Consider the following 24,942-nt stretch of genomic DNA (forward strand, 5'->3'; position numbering starts at 1 on the left):
AGCCGCGAGGCCGATCATTAAGGAAGGCAGATCGAAAGGCATGGGCATCTCCGCTTGAATATAACTGGAAGTATAACCAGTAGTTCAAGCGGACGTCAGTGCCTCATTAAACCTCGTCGAGGAGTTTTTTGGCTTCTTGCGAACCGCGGGCTGCCGCCAGTTCCAGCCAATAGCGTGCGCGCTGTGGCTCATTGTGGCGTGGCTTCAAGTAGTAACGGCCCAACTCCAGCGGAGCATGGCTGTCTCCGGCACGCGCGGCGTGGCGCAACAACTCCATGCCCATGCGACGGTCACGCGGGTTGCCGCAATCGCGGCAAAGCATTTGCCCAAGACGGCTTTGCGCCAACACTTCCCCTTCACGGGCCGGCTGCTTGAGCAGTCGTCCAGCGAAGCGCTTAACACTTGGCGCATGGCCAAGGCGTGGGCTATCCAGCAACCAGATCGCAACCCGGGTGGGCAACTTGGAGGAGGCATTGGAGGTATCAGCAGTGAGACGTGGCAGAACGCGAGGCATGAGAAAACAGCGGTAGATGGAAAGGCGCGCAACTCTACTCCTTTTTTCTCAGAGGTAAACCCCTGCAAACAGCAATTTTTGCTCGGACCGGTAATGCCGCAAGACAATCCACAGAAGTTGTGGATAACTCTGGGGGTAAGATGGGAGCAATGCCTCAAAGCGCTGATGCTACGGGGCCTGAGGTTAAACTGACGATTTTTTCACCAGAAAAAAAATTGATATTTTTCATTGACTTAAAAAATGTTTAAGCAGAATCAAGGATTTACGCGCGAGACTGAATCAAGCGTCATAAGGCGCATCTTCTATGTGCACAAGTCAATTTAAAATAACTGTTTGATGCCCTTTTTCAGGGCATTTTCAGTCGCTTTATAACCGCGGCTCATTACACCGCCAATCGGCCACCTCGCTGAAATCCACAGCCCAAGCGCATCGCGTAAAAATCAATAAAAACTTTATTAGCCTTTAGTGCGACAACACGACGCGCACAACAATATGACAATTGCTCGTGCGGCCAACCGAAAATGCCTGACGGGTAAAAAATCTTCCGGCTTTAAAAGCGCTATTGGCCCGTCGATTGCTGGCGATTGATTGCCACTATTTCTTCCCTCAGCGTGCACTCTCCGCGCAGTTAAACCGCCCGCTGCTTAATTGCCGATGCCACTGATGTGGATAACTCCCGGCTAATTGAGGGTGGCAGTGCTGAGGCCTGTGGCGCAGACGCCCCGCTCTGCCCAGAATCACAGCCCGTCGATTGGCACGTATCCCTACATGCGGTAACGTCCACGGCACATTCAGCGCTCGGCTAAACTTGCAGCCATCTGCTGATCGCTAAGGCCGTGCAAAGGACGCAAAGCCCTGATGGAACAATTGTTGTGAAAATTCGGCGACTTGGGCACAGCCTCATCGGCCTGCTGGTTTTGCTGATCGTGCTCGCTGTCCTGGCCTACATAAATACCCAGCGCGTGCTGCAAAGCCAGGGCATCGACGACATTGACTGGCAGGGACTGCAGGTATCGCTGCAAGGCGTCCATGTCGGGCAACTGAGCCTCAGGCAACACGGCAGCGAGGGTGCAGCCTTGCAGTTGGAACTCGGCGAGGTGGATTTGCTGTGGCGGCAATTCAGCACCCTGCCGCCGTTCTGGCAACATGTACATATTGGCCAGGCCACTGTTGACTGGCAGCCAGGCACCGCGCAGGAAACCACTCAAACCACTGCCGAAAGCGTCCTCAACCAGCTGAGTGAGATTGCCGGGATGTTGCCCCTCACCGGCCAAATCGACAACCTGCGCGCCACACTGCCCTGCGCCAGCGGCCGCTGCACCTTGCTCGGCTCTGCAACGCTGAACAAACTGGCAAGCTCGCCCGCCAAGCTGCAAGTGCAGCTCGACCTGCGTGAACAGCAACAACGCATTGCTTTGTCCAGCGAGCTGGAAATTAGCCCGCAAACCCTGCAACTCCAGCTTGGCGTATTGGTAGACGATCAGCCGCAGCTGGGTCTGCACTTTACTGCGCATAATGCAGCCGACGGCCTTGCGCTGAGCGGCAATCTGGCAGCGCCCGATCTCAATCAGGCAACCACTTTACAACGCTGGCTCAGCCATTGGGTATTGCCGGCGAACACGGCATTGCCACAAGCACCCGGCGCGGCATCGCTGGCGGCCAATTGGGATTTGCACGCACCCAGCCTTGATCAGCTGATCAGCGCAACGGGCACTGTCGATGTACAAGCCAACCTGCCCGAGCCCTGGCCTGTGCCGGGGATCGGCCAGTTGCAAGGCATGCTGGTGTTGGCGGCAGACAGCAATGAACAAGGCTGGCTGATCAAGCGACTGGAGGCCGACCTTGGCCTTAAATACCTGCCGGCGGATCTACTCGCCAAGCTGCCTGCCGAGCTACAGGTCGAGGCTTTGCAGTTGCGCGTCCAACCTACAACGGCTGCGGCCAATCCAGCGCCCACACTGGCGGGTCGCTCACTGCCGCTGACACTCGATTTAGTCAGCAAGGGAGCCAGCAATATCAGCCTGCAAGGCAATCTTGCGCTCGCCAACTCCCTGCCATGGGCACTGCAACTGACCGACGCCACCCTGACTGCCGACACCCCGCGCCTTGAATACACGGGCTACAAACTGAGCACGCCAAAAGCGCAGCTGCAGCTGGATGCTTACGCCGATGCAGAGGCCATCGAGTTGAGTATCAAGAAAAACTCGACGCTAAAGTTGAGCCAGTTAAGTGGCGCAGGCGTAAAACTGAGCAACCTCGAAGCCAGCACCAGCGGCCTTGAATTCAGCGCAAGCACCCCTTCTATAGCCGATAGCTGGCAAATGGACGGCGCGCTCAAACTTTCTAGCAAACGCCTTCAACATGAACAGTTGCACAGCCTGGGCTGGGATTGGCAGGGCTCTATAAAAGGTGCCGGCCATGCCGGTGACACGCCATTGCAGTTGAACCTTGATGGCAAGCTCAGCGCCGATAGCGGCCTGCAACTGCCGGCAAAAATCAGCTACGCCAGCAACGGCCTGACAATTGAGGCCGAACTTGCTGAGCTGTTTTTGCGCGCCGGCAACCCTCTGGCCAAGACTCTGAAAAGCTGGCCCACCTTATTGGATCTCAATCAGGGCAAACTCAAGGCTGATGCGACGCTCAACCTGCCAGCCGGCAATGGCAAGCTGAAACTGGAAGCCAACATCACTGGCAAGGGCGTTGGCGGGATTTATGATCGAACTGAGATCAGCGGGATCGATGGCAATGTGCGCCTGCAACTCGACGGCCAGAACCTGCACACCGATATCAAAACGCTAAAAATCGAGGAAGCCAATCCGGGGATTCCAGTCGGGCCGATCCAGCTACGCGGCAGCTACAACACGAAACTCAACACGCTGGACGCTGGCCTGCTCAAATTGAATCTTGCACAGGCTGGCTTGCTTGGTGGCAACGTCAACATGGCCGCCGGCCAATGGGACATGAGCCAAAACCAGTGGCGGTTCCCGGTTAATGTGACGGGGCTGCAGTTACAAACCCTGTTCGCCCTGTACCCCGCAGAAGGGCTTTCTGGCAGCGGGCTGATTGACGGCTACCTGCCGATGATCGCGACTCGCCAAGGCGTGCATATCGACAAAGGCGAAATACACGCACGTGCGCCAGGCGGTCGCCTGCGCTTCAACAATGACAAGATCAAGGCGCTGGGCCAGAGCAATCCGGCGATGCAGTTGGTGGCGCAATCACTGGAGGATTTTCACTACACCACGCTTAACAGCGACGTTGGCTACAGCGAGCAAGGCAAACTGCAATTAGGCTTGCGCCTGGAAGGGCAAAATCCGGCAATAGAGAACGGTCGCCCCATCCACTTCAACATAAATCTGGAAGAAAACATCCCCACCTTGTTGGCCAGCTTGCAGCTGAGCGATAAAGTGAGTGAGATTATTCAGCGGCGGGTGCAAAAATTCATCCTGGAGCGCAACAATAAATCCACCTCGCCCAAAACCCCATAAGGGAGTACGCACTATGCGCATCAACTACGCACTCGCTGCGGTGTTGCTAGCTTTACTGAGCACAGCCTGTACCCCAACGGTGCAACTGGCGGTGCCGAACGAGCCGATCAATATCAATCTCAACGTCAAGATCGAACACGAGATCTACATCAAAGTTGATAAAGCGCTGGACAGCATGTTCAGTGAATCAAGCGGACTGTTTTGAGGAGCCACACCATGACCCTGCCTAAACGAATTGCCAGCCTGATGCTGTTACTCAGTTTGAGCTTGCCGGCCCTTGCCATGAACCTCAACGAAGCCATGTCCGAACTGGGCAGCGCCAAAGCCAATGGCTTGGTCGGTGAAATGCCCAATGGCTACCTCGGCGTGGTCAAGTCTGCTGGCGAGGCAGACGCGATCACCAAGTTGATCAACCAGGCGCGGGCCAACGAATACCAGAAGCTGGCTCAGCAGAATGGCATTCAGAAGACCGATGTCGAGGCGATTGCCGGTAAAAAGGCCATCGAGAAGACCCCGGCAGGCCAGTACATCCAGCTAAACGGGAAGTGGATCAAGAAATAACTGTGGCAGGCGCACCGGCTTCAGGCCGCTGCTTGCCCAGTAACCAAGCACCTCTATACTCAGCGTTCCTGCAGAATTGATTGTGCCTGCTTAACTTAGCCCTGATGGGGCCGATATACATACTAAGGATCAGTATTGGTTGACGCGCACGCTGTAGTTTCTGAATTGACAGGAAGCGGTATGAGTCCAGAAAGCCCAAAAGAAAAACAACACTTACTGTCACTGATCTGGCCCTTTATCGGCATTGCCCTGTTCCAGGCCCTGCTGCTGCTCATCAGTCTGAATGTGTTGTCTTCGGTCCGCGCCTACGTCAATGGTGAAAGCCTCTGGTCCAAAGGCTACAAGGATGCAATCTTCTTTCTGGGCTTGTACGTCGATAAGCCGGATGAGATCTACCTCAAGCAATACCAGCAGGCCATTGCTTCCCCGCTGAACTTCCAACACGCCAAGAGCGCACTCGAAAGCCCGGTTTTTGATCCGCATGCCGCTCAAAGAAGCCTGGTTGCTGGCGGAATCGACCCGCAAGATGCCCCTGGCATGGTGACCCTGTACCGCAATTTCAGCCGATTCGGTTTCATGAGCAGCTCCATTACTATCTGGAATGAGGCTGATGCGTTCCTGGTCCAGATTGAGCAGCTGGCGAGCACGATCGAACAAACAGTTGCAAGCGGTCAGGTAAATGATCAGCAGATAGCCAACTGGAAAGCCCAGATATACAAGCTCAACCGCAACGCGACCCCGCTCACTGAACAGTTCAGCGTTGAGCTGGGGAGAAGCTCGCGTGCACTCAATGGCGTTCTAGTCTGGCTCAACGTGGGCATTGCTGCTGCATTGATTCTGCTGGCCTTATCCCGCACCGCAAAGCTCATGCGCCAACGCAGCGAATTTGAAGACGCACTGGCAACGGAGAAAGAGCGGGTGCAAATCACTCTGGCGTCTATTGGTGATGCGGTTCTGACCATCGACGATGCCGGCAAAATTGACTACATGAACCCGGCTGCCGAGCAGCTTACCGGCTGGCGCGGAGCGAACGCCTCGGGTCTGGCACTGGACAAACTGCTACCCGATGCCGGAACGCAGTCAGTCGCACCGGCGACCGCGATCCTTGAGCAGATGTCATCAGACAACAACGAGTCCACTGCACATAAACTCATGCGTGCCGATGGCAGTGCCGTGGTGGTCACGCTTATGGCAGCGCCGATCCGTAATCAGGACAAAATCAGCGGCATGGTGCTGGTTTTGCACGACATGACCCGCGAGCATCAGTACATCGCCAATCTCTCATGGCAGGCTAGCCATGATGCCCTCACCGGCCTGTTGAACCGCCGCGAGTTTGATCGCCGGCTGTCGCGCAGCCTCGAAAATCTGCAACAACAGCAGAGCGAGCACGCGTTGATGTACCTCGACCTCGATCAATTCAAAATCATCAACGACACCTGCGGCCATGCGGCTGGCGACCAGTTACTGCGCCAGGTTTGTACGGCGCTGCAAAGCTGCCTGCGTGAAAACGATACGTTGGCCCGCCTCGGCGGCGATGAATTTGGTGTACTGCTGGAAAACTGTCCGGCGGATATCTCCACAAAGCTGGCCGAACAATTACGCCTGGCTGTGCAGGCGTTGCGCTTTAGCTGGAATGGCCGCAGTTTCAATGTGAGCGCCAGCATTGGCCTGGTCACGTTGGGTCAGAGCCAAGTCACACTTGAGGAGTCCCTTCGTGCGGCGGATGTCGCCTGCTACATGGCCAAGGATAAAGGCCGCAACCGCGTGCAGTTGTATCATCCGGAAAATACCGAGCTGTCGTTGCGCTTCGGTGAAATGGCCTGGGCACAGCGTATTCATCAAGCCCTTAAAGAGCATCGCTTTGAGCTCTACGCCCAGGAAATCATGCCCGCGCAGAAGGACCTCGACAGCGGTATTCACATCGAGTTGCTGCTGCGCCTGCGTGACGAAGACAATCAACTGGTCGCGCCCGGCCACTTCATGCCTGCCGCCGAGCGTTACGGGCTGATGCCAATGCTCGACCATTGGGTGGTGGAAAATGCCCTGGGCATTATTATCGAGCGCAAAAATGCCGGGCTGGAGCCGATACAAACCTGTGCAATCAACCTCTCGGGCAGCACCATCGGCGACCCCGAATTCCTCGCATTCCTGCGCCAGCAACTCAAACGATCCGGCATTGATCCGCGGCAAATCTGCTTTGAAATCACCGAAACCAGCGCCATTGCCAACCTCACAGACGCCATGCACTTCATCAAAGAACTGCAGGTGCTGGGCTGCAAATTCTCGCTGGATGACTTTGGCGTCGGCATGTCTTCATTCGCCTACCTGAAGAACCTGCCGGTCGACTATCTGAAAATCGATGGCGGCTTCGTCAAAGACATGCTCAGCGATCCGATTGACCGGGCGATGGTCGAGATGATCAACCGAATCGCCCAGGTGATGGGCAAGGCAACCATTGCCGAATTCGTCGAGAACGAGCAGATCCGCCAAGAGCTTGAAGATATCGGTGTCGACTACGTACAGGGCTACGGCATCGCCAAACCCCACCCGTTCAACAAGGAAAGTACGCTTGTCAGTGGTGTTGCCTTTGCAAATCGCAAACGCACTGTTCAGCCGAGCCATTGAAGGCGTGCGGCTCGCCATCAGTTGCATTCAAATAAGCAGTAAACGCCGAAAGTGGTCTTTGCCCAACTGCGACCAACTCTGTTTCTACGATTCACCGTTAGCGCTGACGTCTACTACAGGAATGGGCTCGATCGCCCACGCTTTGGCGTTATGCCGCTCGGGGCTGGGGATTGCGCAGGCCTTACGGCCGGTAAATTCACGGGCGAGACGCGCCTCATCAATGCGCCAACCCAGTTGCTCAAGTTGCTGCACGCGCTTGCGAAAGGCAATTTGCAGCGCATCCGATTTAACCGAGACCTCCGTCTGCCAAGTGTCCGGGACTCGCTCCGGCCGCACATTTTTCAGCACCGCATGGTCTTGGTCGAAAATACGAACATTGCTGGCGATAAACTTTCGATCCAACAACCGCGAGCGCAAGAACGTGCGCCCCATCATCCACCAGGTACGCGTATGGGTGGCGTCGATTGGGGTATGCGCAGAGACAATATAAATCCGCCAGCCCTTGGGCAGTTCTAACGCCAAAGTGGTACACGGGCCGGATAAATGAAAGCCTGGCACCGTCCCGACACTGACCCGCTCTGTTGAAGATTTGCGCCGCAACATACCTTGGCGTTTTGGCCTGTGCATGGTCATGTGCGCCTGAGCGCTCCAGTCGGCAAGCTCAACATCGAATGCGTCCATTTCCGGATGCTCGGAATCACCAAATGTAGAGCCATGGACAAACGGCGCGTGCGCGAAATCAAGGCCGTTTTCGATAATACGGTCCCAGCTCGCCTGCCAATCGTAGTGCCCGGACACCACGCGTACTTCGGGGTCTTCCAGCCAATCGAGTGTGGGCAACGGCGGACGCTGCGACTCCGGCAGATCGCCCAGAAAAGCCCAGATCCAACCATAGCGCTCCACGGTTGGATACGCATCGACCCGCGCCTTAGCCGGAATGCGCAGCTGCGGCTGCGCAGGAATATGCGTACAAATCCCATCTGCACCAAAGCGCCAGCCGTGATACGGACACTGCACACTGTCGCCTACCTTGCGCCCAGCAGACAGCGAGCCACCACGGTGCACACAAATATCTGAGAGCAATTGCGCCCTGCCCGCACTGTCGCGAAACGCGACAAAACGCTGCCCGAGCAACTGCACAGGCGCTAATTCAGCGGTTAGATGTGACGCAGGAAGCACGACGTACCAGAGGTTTTTCAACATAGGCGCTGCTCGATCTAAAAGGTTTCAACGTGAGCGGTTCAAGTCTTATGAACCCTGGCAGCGTGAGCAGTTCATTAGCAGGCCAAACAGCACTGAAAACACCAGCCATTCAGAGGGCATTAAGCGAGAATGTATGACCTTCTACAACTGACGCTCCATGGGTAGCCAACCCAATATGGTGGACATCACTCTGCGCCCGATTCCCGCCTCAGGTTCGCTGTCATGCTCGATGTTGCCATCAGTCCAGTGAAGCTGATCGTCACGCAGCTCCAGGCGCCATGCGTGCTGCGCATCTGATTGCACGCGAAACAACGCTTCAAGTTGCTCTGCCACCGTGCCCTGACGCATAAGAACTCCCTGTTCGGTATTGAGCTCATTGGATCGGGGGTCGAGGTTGTAACTGCCCACGAATACATTGTGGCCATCGACCACGAGCGCCTTGGCATGCAGGCTGGCGCCTGACGAGCCAAACAGGCTCGCCCGAGGTCGCTTGGCCGATATCGGTTTGAGCTCCCAAATTTTCACCCCGGCTTCCAGCAGACGCTTGCGGTATTTCTCATAACCGCTGTGCGCGGCCACAACATCATTGGAAGCGAGCGAGTTGGTTATCACCCTGACATCCACCCCTCGCCTGGCCAGTTCAGTAAACACTCTTGCGCCATTGGGCCCCGGCACAAAATAGGGAGACAAAATCCATAGCGCCTTTTTAGCGCCCCTGGCCTGAGCCAGTATCTGGCCGTATATATCTGAAACTCCATCAGCAGCAAAGGCTTTGAGCGGCTCGTCACTGAGGAACCCGAACTGATCCGTCCAGTGCAGACGCCAGTTACCCAAATTAATCTTCTCAACCAGCGGATCACGTCGCAGCGTATCAGCCAATTGCGTGGCTTCTTCTGACTGTTTGAGGCCGCTTAAGGTATGCCGCAAGGCTAACAAGGAATCGTGATTGACGTGTTCGGGAGCCAGCAACTCGGCTGGATAACTCAAGGATGAATTCCAATAGCGATCAAATGAATCGGAGGCTTCGCGCACCACCGGCCCGACTATAACCAATCCAAGATCAACGAAATTCACCTCATCACTCGCGCCAAAATACTCGTCGCCAATATTTCTGCCCCCGACAAAGGCAATGCGGTTGTCGACGATCCAACTCTTGTTATGCATTCTCCGGTTAACCCGCTCGAAATTGGCAACCATCTCGGTAAATTTGCTGAAGGTGCCAGAGCGAGCACTGAACGGATTGAAAAAGCGCACGGAAATATTCGGATGTGCAGCCATGGCCGAGAAGCTGAGGTGTTCTTCTCGCGCATCCATGTCATCGACCAAAATCCGCACCTTTACCCCGCGATCGGCAGCGGCTAGCAGGGCATTAACGATAAAAGCCCCTGTGTTGTCCGGATGCCATATGTAGGTTTGCACATCAATACTGCGCTCAGCGATAGCCGCTGAAGCAGAGCGCAAGGCGAATGCTTCATAACCATCAGCCACCAACCGAAACCCACTTGATTGCCGATGCTGTATCTCCAGAGAAGCAAGCGCTCGATCAAGACTTGCAGTTGTGCCCAGCGCTGGCGCCGATTCAAAGGGACGCTCAGCAGGCAACTGCGGAAGCTGAGCGCACGCACTGACGAGCACCACGATGATGAGCGCAATGAGCTTGTCTATGCACTTCATTGCTAAACCTTGCCTAACATGCACAAGCCAGAACTCGCCCGACCAGACCTTGGGTGAAGCGCCAGATTGCCATAATTGGCGGCGAATGCTTGGTAACTAGTAGGAAATTCTAGACGGATATTGTTTGTTGCATCTGCGAAGCAAAAGCCTGCGGCCAGCTCAGGCTGGAGATTCATCCAGCCGATTACAGTGTTGCCGGACTGGCTTAGTCACTTCGATGAGGTTCAAGTGCATCAGCGGCACATTGCATGCCCAGATAAACAAAAGCCTGAAACGCGATTCTGCGTCTGCATGAGCGTGTTACAGGCCCCTGAAAAGCAATGAGGTATAAAGCACCTTCAGGCCTGGCGAGAGCAGAATTCTCCTGCTGTTACCCTGAAGGTGTCATAGAAATCACATCGCTTGTGGCAACTGTTTTTTATTGAAACCGCCGCACTCTTTTCCAGGCTTCTGCGTCTCTTTCGCTTCTTCCGAATCTCGACAAGAAACACTGCCGGTCTCGCGCAACAGAAAATGCGACAACGCGGGAATCAGGATCAGTGCACCGAGCATGTTCCACAGGAACATAAAGGTCAGAAGGATGCCCATGTCCGCCTGAAACTTAATCGGTGACCAAGCCCAACAGACCACGCCAGCGGCCAGCGTGATACCGACCAGGCCAACCACTCGCCCTGTAAACGACACCGCTTTACGGTATGCATCCGCTAGCGATAGCCCCTGACGTTGAAAGCTCAACTGCACGCTAAGCAGGTACAGCGCGTAGTCCACTCCGATGCCAACGCCCAGTGCGATCACGGGCAAGGTCGCCACTTTAACGCCGATCCCCATGCCAACCATCAAGGCTTCACACAGAATCGAGGTCAGCACCAACGGCAGCAAAGCCACTACTGTTGCGCGCCAACTGCGGAAGGTGATCAGGCAGAATATGGTTACGGCTGCGTATACATACAACAGCATGCTTCTATTGGCCTCGCGCACCACAATATTGGTGGCGGCTTCGATACCCGCGCTGCCAGCCGCCAACAAGAACTGACGATCCTCCGTGCTGTTCTCCTGCGCAAATTTACTGGCGATGGCCACCACGGCGTCCAACGTCTCGGCCTTGTGATCTTTGAGATAGGCAATCACGGGCATTAGCGAGCAATCTGTATTGAACAATTCGGGCGAGTTGACCGAGGCTTGCTGCGCTGCGTAATTGAGCACGTTCTGATTACGTTGAATACTATTGAGTTTGGGGTTGCCCTCGTACGTACCTGCCGTAATTTGACGCACCGCATTAACCAGCGATGAAGTTGCCTGAACACCGGGGTACTGCTGTAACTCCCAAGCCAGGCGATCGGCAAGTACCAGTGTCTGGTAGTTCAAACAGCCTTCAGGCGGGGTTTTGACCATCACCGCGAACAAGTCACTGGAAAGGGCATAGTGGCTGGTGATGTAGGCGTTATCCCGGTTGTAGCGCGAGTCCGCGCGTAACTCTGGCGCTCCGCTGTCGAGATCACCGATTTGCAATTGCAGGCTGATTACATAACCGCCTGCGCCCAACAGGGTTGCGACGAGTACAGCCCCTGTCGCCCACTTACGTGTGGTGAAGCGATCGAGCAAACTCCACAGCCTGCCAAAACCGTGATCCCCTGCTGACTGCCTATCGATTTTCAAAGCACGCTCAGCCGCCTTGCTGCCGACGCCTACGTAAGACAACGCCACAGGCATGAGTAACAAGGAGGTGAAAATCAACACGGCAACACCGATGCTGGCGGTGATGGCGAGATCCTGAATCACCGGAATATCAATCAGCATCAACACCGCGAAGCCCACTGCATCGGCGAGTAATGCAGTAACTCCCGCAATAAACAGACGCCTAAAGGTGTAGCGTGCAGCGATCCATTTGTGCGTGCCTCGCGCAATGTCCTGCATGATGCCATTCATTTTTTGCGCAGAATGGGACACACCAATGGCGAATATGAGGAAGGGCACGAGCACAGAATAGGGATCAATGGCATAGCCCAGCCAGGCGACGATGCCTAACTGCCAGATCACAGCGATTAGCGAGCAGCCCACAACCAAAAAAGTGCTGCGCCAACAACGCGTGTAGAGGTAGATGATGAGCAGCGAGGTGAACACTGCCAAGCCGAAAAACATCATGACCTGAACTAAGCCATCGATCAGATCAGCCATTAGCTTGGCAAAGCCAATGACTCGAATTTTATACGGGCCATTGCCCTCCGCACCGGATTGATGCGCGGTGCTGTCGCCGGCAAACTCAATTTTTTTGCGCAACTGCTCCTCCAGCATGCGCGAGAACTGCTGGTAATCGATGGCCTGCCCTGTCGCCGAAGCTTTATCCAGCAATGGCACAATCAGCATGCTGGATTTGAAGTCACTCGCCACCAAACTACCGACGATCCCGGCTCGGCTGATATTACGCCGCAGTTGCTCCAGGTCCTCGGGGGTTCCTTTATAGGTGTCGGGCATCACCGGCCCGCCCTGAAAACCTTCCTCTGTTACTTCAGTCCAGCGTACTCCGGGGCTCCACAACGACTTCATCCACGCGCGGTCGACTCCATCAGTGAGAAACAACTGATCGTTAACCTGCTTGAGGACTTCAAGATACTCAGGGTCAAAAATATCGCCTTGGGTATTCTCGACTACCACCCGCACCGAGTTGCCCAGCCCGCGCAGTGACTGACGGTTATTCAAGAAGTTTTGAATGTACGGCTGGCTTTGGGGAATCATCTTTTCGAAACTGGGACGAATCTCAAGACGCGTGACCGCCATATACCCGAGCACCAGCGTGACCAAGGTCATGAGCAGCATGAACAGCGGCCGATAGTTGAATACCCATCGTTCCAGCCTGTTTCCGGAGTGCTGATCGAAATCGCTTAAGTCACGGATCACCGGCATGAGGTCTTGCTTGATATTGCCCATGTCTGGGTTACTCACTCTTATTCTTCGAGATCTTATTGCGCAGGCAGAGTCTGTGCGCCACGGTTGCCCACCACCACTAGCGATCCATCAGGCGCAATTGCGGCGCCAGCTACCGGGGACAGGGGCTGCTGGGCGAGCGGCTGGAGATTTGCAGCGCCCGCTTGATCAATCAGCGCATCACCGGCCTGCGAGAAAAATTCATACTGGCCCTGCGCATTGATAACGGCGGCTGTGATGCTGACCTGCGTGTTGCTCGGCACATCGCGCCACTGCTGGCCACCGTCAGTACTGCGCACTACGTTGCCACGCAGGCCGAAGGCCATGACGTCACCAGGCTTGCCAATCACACCGAAAAAACTGCCTTGATACGGCGTCTGCAAGGCGTTGAAACGCTGCAAGGCCGCATCCCATTTGAGTAGTAAGCCCTGCTCGCCAGCGATATACAGCGCATCGCCAGTGGAAGCGATAGCGTTAAGGTGAAACCCTTGCGGGTTATCAGTACGGTCCTGAAACGGCGTCCAGTTTTGGCCACCATCTTCGGTGCGCAATATCAGGTTGAACACACCAACTGCATACCCGAGTTTGTCGTCAGCGAACCAAACATCGAGAAACGGCTTGTCGGCGCCCTCCTCAACCAAACGTTCACCCTCGCTGACAAAGCCTGGCCAGCTTTCGTTGTCCGGCTGCGCCTGGGCTAACGCTGAATAATATTTGACCACCAAGTCGCCGATTTGCCGTCCATCCAGCTGTTTGCTCCAGGTCGCTCCTGCGTCACTGCTGTGCAAGACAACACCATCGTTTCCGACGGCCCAACCCTGTTGAGGGGTTGGAAAATCTACGGCATTCAGATCACTACTGACAGGAACCTGTGCCTGCACCCAGTGTTTCCCTGCATCATCTGAATAAAGAATGTGCCCGCGCTGCCCCACCGCCACCATGCGTTCCCCTGCCCGTGTCACACCGAGCAAAGGGCTGCGCGTAGCCAGAGCCGTTGGTTTGGCAGGCATGTCCAGCACATCGACATAGCTGCTCGCCTGGGCGGCGCACGGCACTAATCCGCACGCTGTGCACAGAATTGCCAGCAGAGTGTTTTTCAAGGAATCCATACAGCACCCTTTGAGGGAGCGACGCCGAAATGCACTCAACGCACACACCAGCATCGAAGTCGCTTCGCCACGATGAGCGACCGTTATTGCGCTCATCGACCCGTCATGCTGCCGGAGCGGTGCCCCGGCTTTGAGTGGCTATTGCTTAGCGAATGCCCGCGCCCGCCAATGCATCCGGTGCCCACTGCACTTTCGACAAAGGCTCGCCGTACTTGATGCCGCCGTATGGCCCAACCACGCCGTTGATGTTGTATGACCCACCGACCAGGTCATAAATAACGAACGGTGAAGTATCAGGGGCTTGCTTGTCATAACTCTGAGTCAGAAAGGCGTACGAGCCGCGATAGAGTTTGCCGCTTGAGTCGTACTGATCAGAGGCCAGTGCGATCCAGCTGTCTTCATCTATGTAGAAGCGGCGCTTATGGTAGATGTGTCGGGCGCCCTCTTTAACGGTCCCTTCCACGACCCATACACGGTGCTTCTCCCAGCGTACATAATCCGGTGCGAGATGATTAGGCGTTGTCAGCTGCTTGGCGTCCTGAGCGTAAGTCAACTTATAGGTGTTGTAAGGCACGATCATTTCCTGCTTGCCGATCAGCTTCCAGTCAAAGCGATCAAGCGCGCCATTGAACACAAATACGTCATCGTAAGTTCCTGCGCCGGCAGTGCCCGGATTGGGCGTGTCGTAGGCAAGATTTGGTGCCAGCTTCACCCGACGCTGACCGGGCAAGTACTGCCAGGCTTTACGCGGTTGCGCTAACGGGTTGGCAGAGTCCTTGAGCATGATTGCCTCACCGGCTCGGCGCGCTGGGCCGGTGTAATACAGCTTCATCTGATAAAAAATATCATCGCCACGGATCGGTTTATCCATGTCTTCATAGATGGGATAGCTCATGTATGAACGCCCGGTTGTGGCAAGCGTTGCAACACCGGCCGAGTCCACATTCCATGAGTCGTACTTGGTGGAGAGACTGACGCCCAGGTAGCGCAGTAAGTGATTCCACATGGCTTCGCTGCCTGAACTCGGGATCGGAAACGGCACGCCCGGCAGCACGTTATCAATCGACAGCCCACCCTCTAATGACTTTGCACCTGTGGCGTTTTTCAGGGTGTTATCCACCACTTTTTCAGGCAAGGCCACGGTGCGGTGGCTCGGGTATACATTGACGCGGAAAGTCGGGAATCGCTTAGCCAACTCCACCGTGGTTGCCGTCAGCAAACTTGCATATTGATCAACATTTTTACTGTCGATCACCAGCAATGGTTTCTCGTCGACAAAAGGGTCCGGGCGCATGGTGTCACCCGCTTTAAAACTGGCAGGCGGGGTCGTCATACCCCCGGTATAGGCGGGTATGGAGCCATCTGCATTGCCCGCCATTTCAGCGCCGATCCCGGTAAGGCTGGTGCCCAGCTTCGCTGCGTCCTCGGCGGATACAGCCGCCTGAACTTGAGTAGTCATTAATGCCACCACCGCAGCAGCCAGCAGGTTTTTAAGACATTTCATCTGAGTTCTCTCCGGTTATTTTTGTAATCTGAGCGTCAATCAGAAGGTGGTTTTGAACGAAGCCGTGACCATTCCCCGGTCCTTCAGCAAGGGGACCAAACCTGCCTGCGAAGTAATCTGTCCGGGAATGCACTGGTATTGGCCATTAGCGCCAGGCGTGTTGTTATCGAAGCCGGTTTCACAGGTATCGAATGGGCCGAAAGCATCCACATACTTCAGGTCAAACCGGTACTTCTGGTAGACGTCCGCCGAGATGCCGACGGAATAACTGCCGGCATCTTCGTTGCCGCCTAGCTGAATGGCAGAGTTGCCTTTGAGCCCCACGTTGTAGGCCATAGGCATGGACATATCGACACCCGGGAATACCTGATACCAGGTCGGGGTAAAGTTGGCTGCGATGGTGTATGCGTTGGTGTCAACCTTGTCGACGCCCTGATAACTGGAGTCGCCTTTGAAGGTCTGCTGGCCTTTATCCACGCTGATTAAGTGAGTCATTGCGCCTTCTACAGCGAGCGATGAAGCATCCCACAACGGGGTATCACCAAAGGTCGCCAAACCGTTAAGCACTACATGGAAAGTCTTGCCGCGCGCCAGCCCCGTTTCACCATTGTCCGGGACTGCTCCAATAAGGTTGGCGCCGTTAATCAGCCCTGCTTCTGCTGCTGCATTGAGCGAACCATTAATGGTGCTGAAGTTACTCACCAACGGCATGTTTTCACGGTAGTTCAGGTCGAGGCCGACACTGACTGGCCCCACGCTTTTCGAAAGACTCAGGCCATAGATGTCGATGTCATCGGCGTATGCGGTGAGATACTCAACACCTTCAAAACCCGCAACTCCTGGCTTGTGCAAGTTCGGGGCATTGATTAGTACCGCCGGTAAAGTGTCCGACGTATTGCGGTAGTAAAAGCCTAAGGTTCCGTTCAGCCAGTCCGGGCTCCACTTGGCCATTAAGCCGAAATCGCCCGAGTTGTGAGGTTTAATGTCGTGGCCTCGCGGCGCACCGTAGAAAGCACCTGCCCCGCCCAATAACGCCGGGACCGGCAACCAGAACACATCAGCGCCTTCATCGAGCATGTCGTAAGCACCCATGTAGGTGCCTCCCTCGGGCAATCTGGAGTTCTGAAATTCCAGGAAGTATTGCGCGCCTAAGGTAAGTTCCGGGTTGACCGTGAATGACATCGATAGCTGATTGCGCGGTAGAAACAACTCTTTGGTTTCAGTGCCCGGCACGTTATACAGCTTGGCCAAGTCCAGAGCGGACTGACCATAGTTAATCCCATTAGCTGCGTTGAATAAGGTCTCTCCCCAGTAGATGTTGTGCTTGCCAAGCTTTGCGCTCAGCAACGATTCATCACCAATCTCTGTGCTGTAAAACACAAAGGCATCGAGGATTTCACCTGAGGGACCATTGTAGTAACGGTCGGTATAGCGACTCAGGCCATGCTTGCGTGATCCATGGCCATTGAGCGAGTCACCGGCTTGAATAACACCACCAACAGGCCGGGCGGCAACCAGATTCCCGGCATTATCTCTATGGCCAGGGAACGGGTTGGAGTTTGAGCCGACGCTATCATAGGCATGGTCATACCAACTGGCGGCGCTGACCCGAAAGCCCATTCTGCGCTTGAAGACCACATCCAGCTCAGTCAGTAAATCGAGGCGTTCGGTCACAGCACTGCCGACGCTAAAGTTCTTGTCACCGTCGTTGAGATTGGAGGTGTTGGCGATCTTCGCGTTCTCACCCTCAACTCGCTGGCCATAACTGGCCTTGAGGGTGTTATCGAATCGTATAGTCCAGTCATCGCTGCCATTTTCGACTTCAAAAGCGTGAGCAGCGGGTAAGGCGGCGAGCATCACGGACGTGGCCAAGAGACTCTGCCGAAGGTATTTATTAGCGGCTGTATGTTTCACGATGTTGTCTCCGTTTTTTTGTTTTTGTTGTTTTTTGTGCGAACAACGCCCGCACCCGGCATTCGGGCGATGCGAGCTCTAAAGCGGTGTTTGTGCTACTGAGGCTTAGCCGTCCAACTGATTGATCAACTCATTAGCCTCAGGCCACTCGCCAAAACCGGCGGCTGGATTGAGATGGCCAACTGCACCGAGGTCTACCCGTTTGCTGCCCCAGTCTTCAGCCATTTGGCCAGCGGCTTGCAGGCTGCAGAGTGGGTCGTTACTGCTGGCCGCTAAAATGGATGGGAATGGCAAAGACTCTCGCGGTAACGGAATCCATCCGTTGGCTTTGAGGGTTTGCGCGGTTGGATAGCCTGGCGGCCATTCGGCCTCAAGATCAGGTGGCGCAACCAGCAGAGCACCCTTGATCGGACGTTGATTGAGCGCAGCCCAATGCACAGTCATCAGCACACCCGCGCTGTGAGCCACGATAATCACCGGCCCGTCAATCTGATCCAGCTCGCGTTGAATAGCCTCCAATCGTGCGACGAGGCTGAGCTTGTTGTCTTCCAAAGGAGGCACTGAGCGAACCCGTTCAAGCTTTTTCGCCAGCAAGGTTTGCCAGTGATCCGGCACCTCATCACGCAAGCCTGGAATAATCAAAACAGTGGTTTCACTCATCGCCACATCCGCCTTTGGATACGTCACCGATCGGTCCGCTGATATCTCGAACCCTGTAAGCAGACAGTAGATTTCGCCTAACCCTGGCGCTTCACATTTAGCGTCAGCCACTTTTCATTTGGTGACACATCACTCTGATGAATTGATTAAGTCATTCTGACTTTCCATCCAGCGACAAACTCTCTATAAATGGCGGACAAAAACGACACAGAGACCTTCTATGTCACTTGATTGAAGGTAGATAAGCCATGACCGCACTCTCTCGATCTGCCGTGCTCACCAACTACTTGGAAGTAGCCCGCCACCTGCAACTCAACGTAAACACACTGCTGGCAGACGCCGGTTTGAGCGTTGCGATTCTCAGCGACCCCACACAGCAAATCTCGGTCAGTGCAGCTATCGACTTGCTGGAGCAGTCAGCCAAGCTGAGTAATTGTGAAACCTTCGGCCTGCGCATGGCCGAACTTCGTCAGTTATCCGACTTTGGTGAAGTGAGCCTGCTGCTCAGCCATCAGAAAAATCTTCGCGATGCGCTGCAGGTGATCGTGCAGTACCGTCATCTGCTCAATGACTCACTGGCGATCTTCATTGAAGAAACCGGGAAAACCGTGATTATTCGTGAGGAGTTGGTGACTGAAAGCGGTACATATAACCGCCAAGCGATCGAGCTTGCCATCGGTATCATGCATCGTTTTTGCGCCGCGCTGCTGGGCGCTCACTGGCAACCGATGAACGTATGTTTCACCCATGAAGCACCAGCCGACCTCACGGTGCATCGGCGGATTTTCGGCTGCAAGATTGAATTCGGGTGCGAGTTTAATGGCATCGTTTGCCCATCGGCCAATCTTGACACCACCAACCCTCTCGCCAACGAAGCGATGGCCCGCCACGCTCAACGCTACCTTGACTCATTGCAAGGCAAGGTCGACCACTCGCTGGCATTCGACGTGCGCAAATCCATCTACCTTTTGCTGCCGATGGGGCGCGCGACCATTGAGCAAATTGCTCAAAGCCAGGGCATGAACGTGCGAACTTTGCAGCGGCGCCTGGACGAAGAAGGCGCCAGTTTCAGCGATTTGATTAATGGGGTTCGCCGCGATCTGGTGATTCGCTACCTGGAAAACCCTTATTACTCACTGGGGCAAATCACCGACATACTGGGCTACTCAATGCCCAGCTCCTTCACGCGCTGGTTTATTTCCCAATTTGGCATGCCTCCAGCTTCTTGGCGTAAAGCACATAATATTGCACCGCGTAAGGAAGGCTAAACACCCAGCCTTCTCCCTGCGATTTGTACTCGCCCAGCGCATAAAAAGCGTAAACCGCTGAGGGCGTTATTCGACTGAATTTGCCCCCACTCAACTCGCTAAATTTCTACAGCCCCCAATGCATCAACAGCAAGACCAGAGCTATCAGAAATACTGTCTCTCCAACCATCAGCAGAATGGGTTTCAGACCTACTGCAGCCAGTTCCTTGAGCTGAGTCTTCATCCCCAGTGCGCTGATTGCGACGACCAAGCACCAGCGTGACAAATCATTGGTGAAACCCTGAATCGCCGGGGCAACCCATCCTGTGCTGTTTACACATGCAAGAATCAAAAAGCCCACCGCAAACCATGGCAATAGTGGCGGTCGCTTGCCTGCAGGATCAGCCCCCTGCATGCGGGTGATCATCGCGGCGCAGACGATGACGGGAAGTAACATGGCCACGCGCATTAACTTGACGACCGTGGCGGTATCACCGGTTTCGGTCGACATGCTGTAACCCGCCCCGACGACCTGAGCAACATCATGAATGGTGGCGCCCAAAAATACGCCCGCCTGTTCAGGCGAAAGCCCAAGCCCATTAGCAATCATCGGATAGATGATCATCGCCAGCGTCGAGAGCGCTGAGACACCAATCACCGTGAATAAGGTCGCACGCTCCTTCTGCGGATGATTTGGCAACGCAGCCGCCAGCGCCAAAGCTGCAGAAGCCCCGCAAATCGCTGTAGCGCCACCGGTTAGCATGCCAAACAAACGCTGAAACCCCATGAGTTTGGCGGCTACCACTGACACCAGAATTGTCACCACAACCAGTGTCACCACCAGCGCCACTGGTTTCCAGCCGAGCGCGGCAATTTGCTCTAAGGTAATGCGCATCCCCAGCAGAGCGACACCTATGCGCAACACGGTGCGCGCGGTGAACTCGATGCCCAACTTGCAGCTGCTATCAGCTGCAAGAAAATTAAGAGCCATGCCGAGTAACAAGGCAAACAACATCACGGGGGCGTCGTAGTGCTCTGAGAGAAAGCTGGCAGCGGCGGCGACAATCAGGCTAACAATAAAGCCTGGCAGCAGTTCGCGAGCGCGAGAATGCACAGAGACCAAAGCGAAGGTACTCATACCGCACATTCCTCAGCATCAACGATGATGAAAACTTGGTCGTCTTCTATCTCGACCGGGTAGTTGGCCACTTTAAAGCTGGTCGAGTTGACTAAATAGCCACTCGCAACATCAAAGCGTAAACCATGTGCGCAGCACTGAATCACCCGGCCTTCCAGGCGCCCGCCACACAATGAAGCGCCCTGATGCGGGCAACTGTCATCGATTGCATAAAGCCGCCCTTCAATATTGAATACAGCCAGGCTTTTATCTGCTGATCTCAACAACGTGCGCATTCCCAGCGCTGGAACTTTGTCTTTCGGCACTGCAATACGCTGAATCACGCCTGCTGCCCCCCGACCGTAACGTGATCAAGCGCTTCATGCATCGCCTGCAACAACACACTGGCAGGCTGAGCACCGCTCACTAAATACTGATGATTGAAGACAAAGTGAGGCACACCGTTGCTGCCCCTGTTATTCGCCTCTACCGGTTGCGTGCTACCCGCAATGTATTCATCCAAAGTTGCTTTCGAGAAGCCGCATTGCTCAGCGATTGCCAACAGCGTGGTGCGCTCACCGATATCCTCTCCCCGCACAAAATAGGCAGCGAACAGGCGTTCCAATAAAGCGTCACGCTGCGCCACAGTCCCCAAACTTGCAGCGCGCTCAAATAAGCGATGCGCCAGGCCTGTGTTGGGCATTTTTTCAATGCGGCTCAAATCAATCTGCAAATCGACGGCTGCAGCGCTTTGCTCAACCTGTGCCTGACGCATGCGGACCGCTTCGGCACTGCCAAGACGCTGAAGATAAAACGCGGCAAAGGGCACGCCGTTTTCGGGCAGATGGGGAAGCAACTGCACGCCGTGCCAGCTCAATTCGACCTCAACATCAGGGCGGCTCGCAGCCAACTGAGCCAATGCCCGCGCTAGTTGACGCTTGCCAATCAAACACCACGGACACACAAAATCGAAAAATGCATCAATCTGTAAAACAGCTGTCACGACATCACCCCAACCGACTTTTTAAGGCACGCCTCAGACGACTCGTCACCTTTGGGGCGCGCGATGTCGGCGATGTAATGGCGCTTGATATAGATGAACACCGCCGCAGAGCCAATGCTTATCAGCGGTACTAATTGAAATGCCTCGTGCAGACCGATGAGGTCGGATACGCGCCCGGTGATGAACGGCCCTGGCGCGAGCCCAAGCATGTTATTAACCAGGGTCAACGTAGCAAACGCCGTACCGTGCACTTTGTAGTGGGTCAGATTCGCCACCATCGCGCCTGTAGTACCGTTAGTGCCCGCGGCGATCAGCATTCCCAGAGCAATCAGGATCACCTGCAATGGCCCCGCCGTAAGCGCGAACGCCAGCGAAAGCAGCAGGCAACTGCCCAGACAGTAGGCAATCGAAAGGTCAACCTTACGGATCTGCGAATGACGACACAGCCGATCACTGAGCATGCCGCAGCACACTGTGCCAGCCCCGCAGCACAGCACAATCAACGCGGCGAGCCCGCCAGCCTTACCCTCGTCCATCGCGTAGTAACGATTGAAATAACTGGGCAGCCACACAAGCACCGTACCCACCACAAACAGCTGCAGGCCACTGCCCACATAGGCGCCTATAACTGAGCGCGTGCAATACAGCGTGCGTAATGGGCGACTGATTGCCGCCTTACTCTTTTGGCTGATAGCGCCAAGACGCTTGGGGGCGATACGCGATTCTCTGACGATGATCGGATACAGCACCGCCAGCACCAATCCAAACAACGCCATGCTCGCAAATGACCAACGCCAGCCCAACTTCACCGCAATAGCCCCGCCGAGAGCCATGCCTAAAACCGAACCGAACAAGCCACCCGCCATAAAGGCGCTGGCAAGGGTTGCGCGCATGCTTTTAGGAAAGACTGACATCACCACGGCAATACCCACGCTGCCATAGGCGGCCTCGCCAAGCCCCACCATAAAACGTGCTATCAACATGTGTTGGTAGTTCTGCGCCAGCGCGCATCCCAACGTTGCGAGGCTCCACAGCAACGCCATCAACGCAAGGCTTCTGACGCGACCGAAACGGTCGGCTAACAGCGACAATGGAAAGGTCAGCAACCCGACCATCAAGGCAACAATGCCGCTGAGTAATCCGAGCTGGCTGTCACTCAGCAGCCACTCACTCTTAAGCACCGGGAACACGGCATTAAGCACCTGCCGCGACATGTAATCTGAAATCAACAAGCCAAAGGTCAAAGCGAAAACGATCCACGCGTACCGACGCGGGATACCTATAGACGTATCCTCTTCATCGTCCACAGCGCTGTGGTGAAAGGCCATGATGCCTCCTGGGTGTGTTGCACCCGTTTTTATTGTTTTGAATATTGTTCAACACGCAGCAGGAGCCTGCCCCCTGCTGCGCTAAGCATCAGCCGCGTTGCGGGACGCCTTTCTGGCCTTGCTTGCGATTTGGAGCCATCCCGTTGGCTAACAGCGTTTGCTCAATGCTTGAGTACTGCACACCAATGCGATAAATCTCACGGGCTTCTTTACCGTTGGCAACTTCACGGCCCAACTCATGAGCGATGCGTACCGTTTGCTGGATCTGCTGCACGGAAGTGAAGCGCTTGCCGTGTTGATCGATAATGGTGTCTTCAGTGCCGACCCGAGGGTGCAGGCCCATGGCCAGAGCCATGGTATTGAGGGGCAACATGTTTTTCAGCAACGATTCGGAGGTCAAGGTGCAGCCATCCGGCACGCGGTGAATGAAGTTGAAGAAGTTGAATGGGTTCGGGCCGTCAAAGCCACCACCAATGCCAATCCACGTCAGGTTCAATGGCCCCATGTAAATGCCTTTGCGCACCAGTCGCTCAAGGGTTTCGAAGGCATGGATGCCCGTCAGCTGAAAGTGCGGCTGGATGTTGCTGGCTTGTAAGCGCTTGAGGTGCTCGGCGACCCAGGCAGGGCCAGCAGGAACCGTCATTTCACTGTAAGCAGCCTGATAGGCAGGGTTTGCCAGGGAAGTGCCTTCCAAATACTCCGGATAGAGCAACTCCATGATGTTCATTTGCGTGGTGTTGATCGCTACGGTGACTTGATCCGGCTTGGGTGACAATTCCGCCAGCATGTGCCGGGTATCGTCAGACAGCCACAAGGCAGCCTCACCGTCGCTCTCTGGCGCGAAGGAGATCGAACCGCCCACCTGAATAATCATGTCGGGTACGGCCTCACGTACGCCTGCAATCAATTCATTGAATTTAGACAGTCGCTTGGACCCCTTGCCGTCCAACTCACGCACATGCAAGTGCAGAACAGTAGCGCCCGCTTCATAGCAGTCAACCGCCTTCTGTACCTGCTCATCCATGGTTACCGGAATGTCTTCCGGGAAGTCTTCTGGCATCCACTCCGGGCCGTAAGGTGCGACGGTAATCACGACCTTTTCCATATTTTCCGGGTGCAGGGAATCATCGAAGAACTGCATGTTCGTCTCCTTTTTTTATTTTTGCCAAACGGCTTAAGTGCGCGCGATTGTGCGCTTGATAATTTCCGCCAGACTGCTCAGTAGGTCTTTTCGCCAATCACGCCAGCGCGCTCCATCTTGCGATGGCAGGCGGGGTAATCCATTACGGCGTAATGCTGAGTGCTGCGGTTATCCCAGATAGCGATGCTGTTGGGCCGCCAGCGCCAGCGCACCTGATACTCGGGAATACAGGCCTGGCTGACCAAATAGCGCAGCAACTCCGACGCGCCATGGCTGAAGTCCTGGCCAAACCGAATCCGCTCAGGCGTGTGGAAGTTGGTGAAATGAGTGGTGAAGCTGTTAACAAACAACACCTTCTCACCGGTTTCAGGGTGAGTACGCACCACGGGATGCTCTGCGTCCGGATATTGTGCTTTCAGCGCCAGACGTTTCTCGATTGGCATCGCCGCGCCAAAGCTCGCTTCAATGCTATGACGCGCGCGCAGGCCTTCGATTTTTTCTTTTACGTCTGCCGGCAGTCGCTCATAAGCCACCACCATGTTGGCCCACATCGTGTCACCGCCAACCGGCGGGCATTCAACGCAGCGCAGCACACAACCCATGGGAGGTGCATCGCGCCAGGTTGCATCGGTATGCCATGAGTTTTCGTAGCGGTCTATCGGGCTCTCCGGGCTCTTGTAAACCTGAACCAGCCCGGGATGATCCGGATGGCTGCCGACAACGGGATGATCTTCCAATTCGCCAAACAAGCGGGCAAAAGCTACATGCTCAGCACGGCTAATATCTTGATCTCGCAGAAACAGCACGCGATGCTTAAGCAATTGGGCGCGGATCTCAGCGAACAGGCCAGCATCATGAATTGCATCGGCAAGATTAACGCCCAGCAACTCTGCTCCAATGTTGCAGGTCAGTTGTTCAACTTGCATGACTAA

General features: G+C 55.1%; 19 protein-coding genes. 5 read left to right on the forward strand and 14 right to left on the reverse strand.

The window, feature by feature from the left end:
- Positions 1–106 precede the first annotated feature (106 nt).
- Positions 107–514 (reverse strand): tetratricopeptide repeat protein, encoded by a 408-nt coding sequence (locus BM395_RS08990; RefSeq protein ID WP_090510755.1) that lies wholly within the window; start codon positions 512–514, stop codon positions 107–109.
- Between the two features lie 872 nt (positions 515–1,386).
- Between BM395_RS08990 and BM395_RS08995 the strand changes: the two genes are divergently transcribed.
- The 4 genes from BM395_RS08995 (at position 1,387) to BM395_RS09010 (ending at position 7,188) form a co-directional block, all read left to right on the forward strand.
- Positions 1,387–4,002 carry an intermembrane phospholipid transport YdbH family protein gene (locus BM395_RS08995; RefSeq protein WP_090510759.1) on the forward strand — a complete coding sequence of 872 codons (2,616 nt, stop codon included), beginning with the start codon at positions 1,387–1,389 and terminating at the stop codon, positions 4,000–4,002.
- Positions 4,003–4,015: 13 nt separating this feature from the next.
- Positions 4,016–4,207, forward strand: coding sequence for a YnbE family lipoprotein (locus BM395_RS09000; RefSeq protein ID WP_090510762.1), 192 nt, complete (start codon positions 4,016–4,018; stop codon positions 4,205–4,207).
- Between the two features lie 11 nt (positions 4,208–4,218).
- Entirely contained in the window at positions 4,219–4,563 is a 345-nt protein-coding gene (locus BM395_RS09005) for a YdbL family probable chaperone protein (RefSeq protein ID WP_069901707.1), read from the forward strand.
- Positions 4,564–4,743: 180 nt separating this feature from the next.
- Positions 4,744–7,188 carry an EAL domain-containing protein gene (locus BM395_RS09010; protein ID WP_090510763.1) on the forward strand — a complete coding sequence of 815 codons (2,445 nt, stop codon included), beginning with the start codon at positions 4,744–4,746 and terminating at the stop codon, positions 7,186–7,188.
- Between the two features lie 84 nt (positions 7,189–7,272).
- Here BM395_RS09010 and BM395_RS09015 read toward each other — a convergent pair whose 3' ends face one another.
- The 7 genes from BM395_RS09015 to BM395_RS09045 all read right to left on the reverse strand — a co-directional run bounded on the left by BM395_RS09015 (position 7,273) and on the right by BM395_RS09045 (position 18,174).
- A complete protein-coding gene (locus tag BM395_RS09015) occupies positions 7,273–8,391 on the reverse strand; it encodes an aromatic ring-hydroxylating dioxygenase subunit alpha (protein WP_090510766.1) in 1,119 nt (372 codons plus the stop codon).
- Between the two features lie 141 nt (positions 8,392–8,532).
- The gene (locus tag BM395_RS09020) at positions 8,533–10,065 is read right to left on the reverse strand and encodes a phospholipase D-like domain-containing protein (RefSeq protein WP_090510770.1); all 1,533 of its coding nucleotides are present in this window, start codon (positions 10,063–10,065) and stop codon (positions 8,533–8,535) included.
- Between the two features lie 393 nt (positions 10,066–10,458).
- The gene (locus tag BM395_RS09025) at positions 10,459–12,990 is read right to left on the reverse strand and encodes an efflux RND transporter permease subunit (protein WP_090510773.1); all 2,532 of its coding nucleotides are present in this window, start codon (positions 12,988–12,990) and stop codon (positions 10,459–10,461) included.
- A gap of 32 nt (positions 12,991–13,022) precedes the next feature.
- Positions 13,023–14,096, reverse strand: coding sequence for a WD40/YVTN/BNR-like repeat-containing protein (locus BM395_RS09030; protein WP_090510775.1), 1,074 nt, complete (start codon positions 14,094–14,096; stop codon positions 13,023–13,025).
- 145 nt (positions 14,097–14,241) lie between these two features.
- Positions 14,242–15,600 (reverse strand): DUF1329 domain-containing protein, encoded by a 1,359-nt coding sequence (locus tag BM395_RS09035; RefSeq protein WP_090510778.1) that lies wholly within the window; start codon positions 15,598–15,600, stop codon positions 14,242–14,244.
- A gap of 39 nt (positions 15,601–15,639) precedes the next feature.
- Positions 15,640–17,472 (reverse strand): DUF1302 domain-containing protein, encoded by a 1,833-nt coding sequence (locus BM395_RS09040; protein ID WP_425287594.1) that lies wholly within the window; start codon positions 17,470–17,472, stop codon positions 15,640–15,642.
- A 147-nt stretch (positions 17,473–17,619) separates the two neighbouring features.
- On the reverse strand, positions 17,620–18,174 hold the full coding sequence (locus tag BM395_RS09045; protein ID WP_090510786.1) for an RBBP9/YdeN family alpha/beta hydrolase: 555 nt from the start codon (positions 18,172–18,174) through the stop codon (positions 17,620–17,622).
- A gap of 248 nt (positions 18,175–18,422) precedes the next feature.
- Here BM395_RS09045 and BM395_RS09050 point away from each other — a divergent pair, with 248 nt between their 5' ends.
- The gene (locus BM395_RS09050) at positions 18,423–19,442 is read left to right on the forward strand and encodes an AraC family transcriptional regulator (protein ID WP_090510789.1); all 1,020 of its coding nucleotides are present in this window, start codon (positions 18,423–18,425) and stop codon (positions 19,440–19,442) included.
- A gap of 106 nt (positions 19,443–19,548) precedes the next feature.
- On the opposite strand, the gene BM395_RS09055 is transcribed toward BM395_RS09050, so the two are convergent.
- The 6 genes from BM395_RS09055 to BM395_RS09080 all read right to left on the reverse strand — a co-directional run bounded on the left by BM395_RS09055 (position 19,549) and on the right by BM395_RS09080 (position 24,936).
- The gene (locus BM395_RS09055) at positions 19,549–20,559 is read right to left on the reverse strand and encodes a YeiH family protein (RefSeq protein WP_090510792.1); all 1,011 of its coding nucleotides are present in this window, start codon (positions 20,557–20,559) and stop codon (positions 19,549–19,551) included.
- Positions 20,556–20,882 (reverse strand): Rieske (2Fe-2S) protein, encoded by a 327-nt coding sequence (locus BM395_RS09060; protein WP_425287593.1) that lies wholly within the window; start codon positions 20,880–20,882, stop codon positions 20,556–20,558. The genes BM395_RS09055 and BM395_RS09060 overlap by 4 nt, the downstream gene beginning before the upstream one ends.
- Entirely contained in the window at positions 20,879–21,541 is a 663-nt protein-coding gene (locus BM395_RS09065) for a DsbA family oxidoreductase (RefSeq protein ID WP_090510795.1), read from the reverse strand. The genes BM395_RS09060 and BM395_RS09065 overlap by 4 nt, the downstream gene beginning before the upstream one ends.
- The gene (locus tag BM395_RS09070) at positions 21,538–22,869 is read right to left on the reverse strand and encodes an MFS transporter (protein ID WP_090510799.1); all 1,332 of its coding nucleotides are present in this window, start codon (positions 22,867–22,869) and stop codon (positions 21,538–21,540) included. Before BM395_RS09070 ends, BM395_RS09065 begins: the two co-directional genes overlap by 4 nt.
- Before the next feature lie 88 nt (positions 22,870–22,957).
- Positions 22,958–24,010 carry a beta-keto acid cleavage family enzyme gene (locus BM395_RS09075; protein ID WP_090510801.1) on the reverse strand — a complete coding sequence of 351 codons (1,053 nt, stop codon included), beginning with the start codon at positions 24,008–24,010 and terminating at the stop codon, positions 22,958–22,960.
- 77 nt (positions 24,011–24,087) lie between these two features.
- Positions 24,088–24,936 (reverse strand): TauD/TfdA dioxygenase family protein, encoded by an 849-nt coding sequence (locus BM395_RS09080; protein WP_090510804.1) that lies wholly within the window; start codon positions 24,934–24,936, stop codon positions 24,088–24,090.
- Positions 24,937–24,942 lie beyond the last annotated feature (6 nt).

Origin of the sequence: Pseudomonas marincola, from assembly GCF_900116605.1 — a bacterium.
GTDB lineage: Bacteria > Pseudomonadota > Gammaproteobacteria > Pseudomonadales > Pseudomonadaceae > Aquipseudomonas > Aquipseudomonas marincola.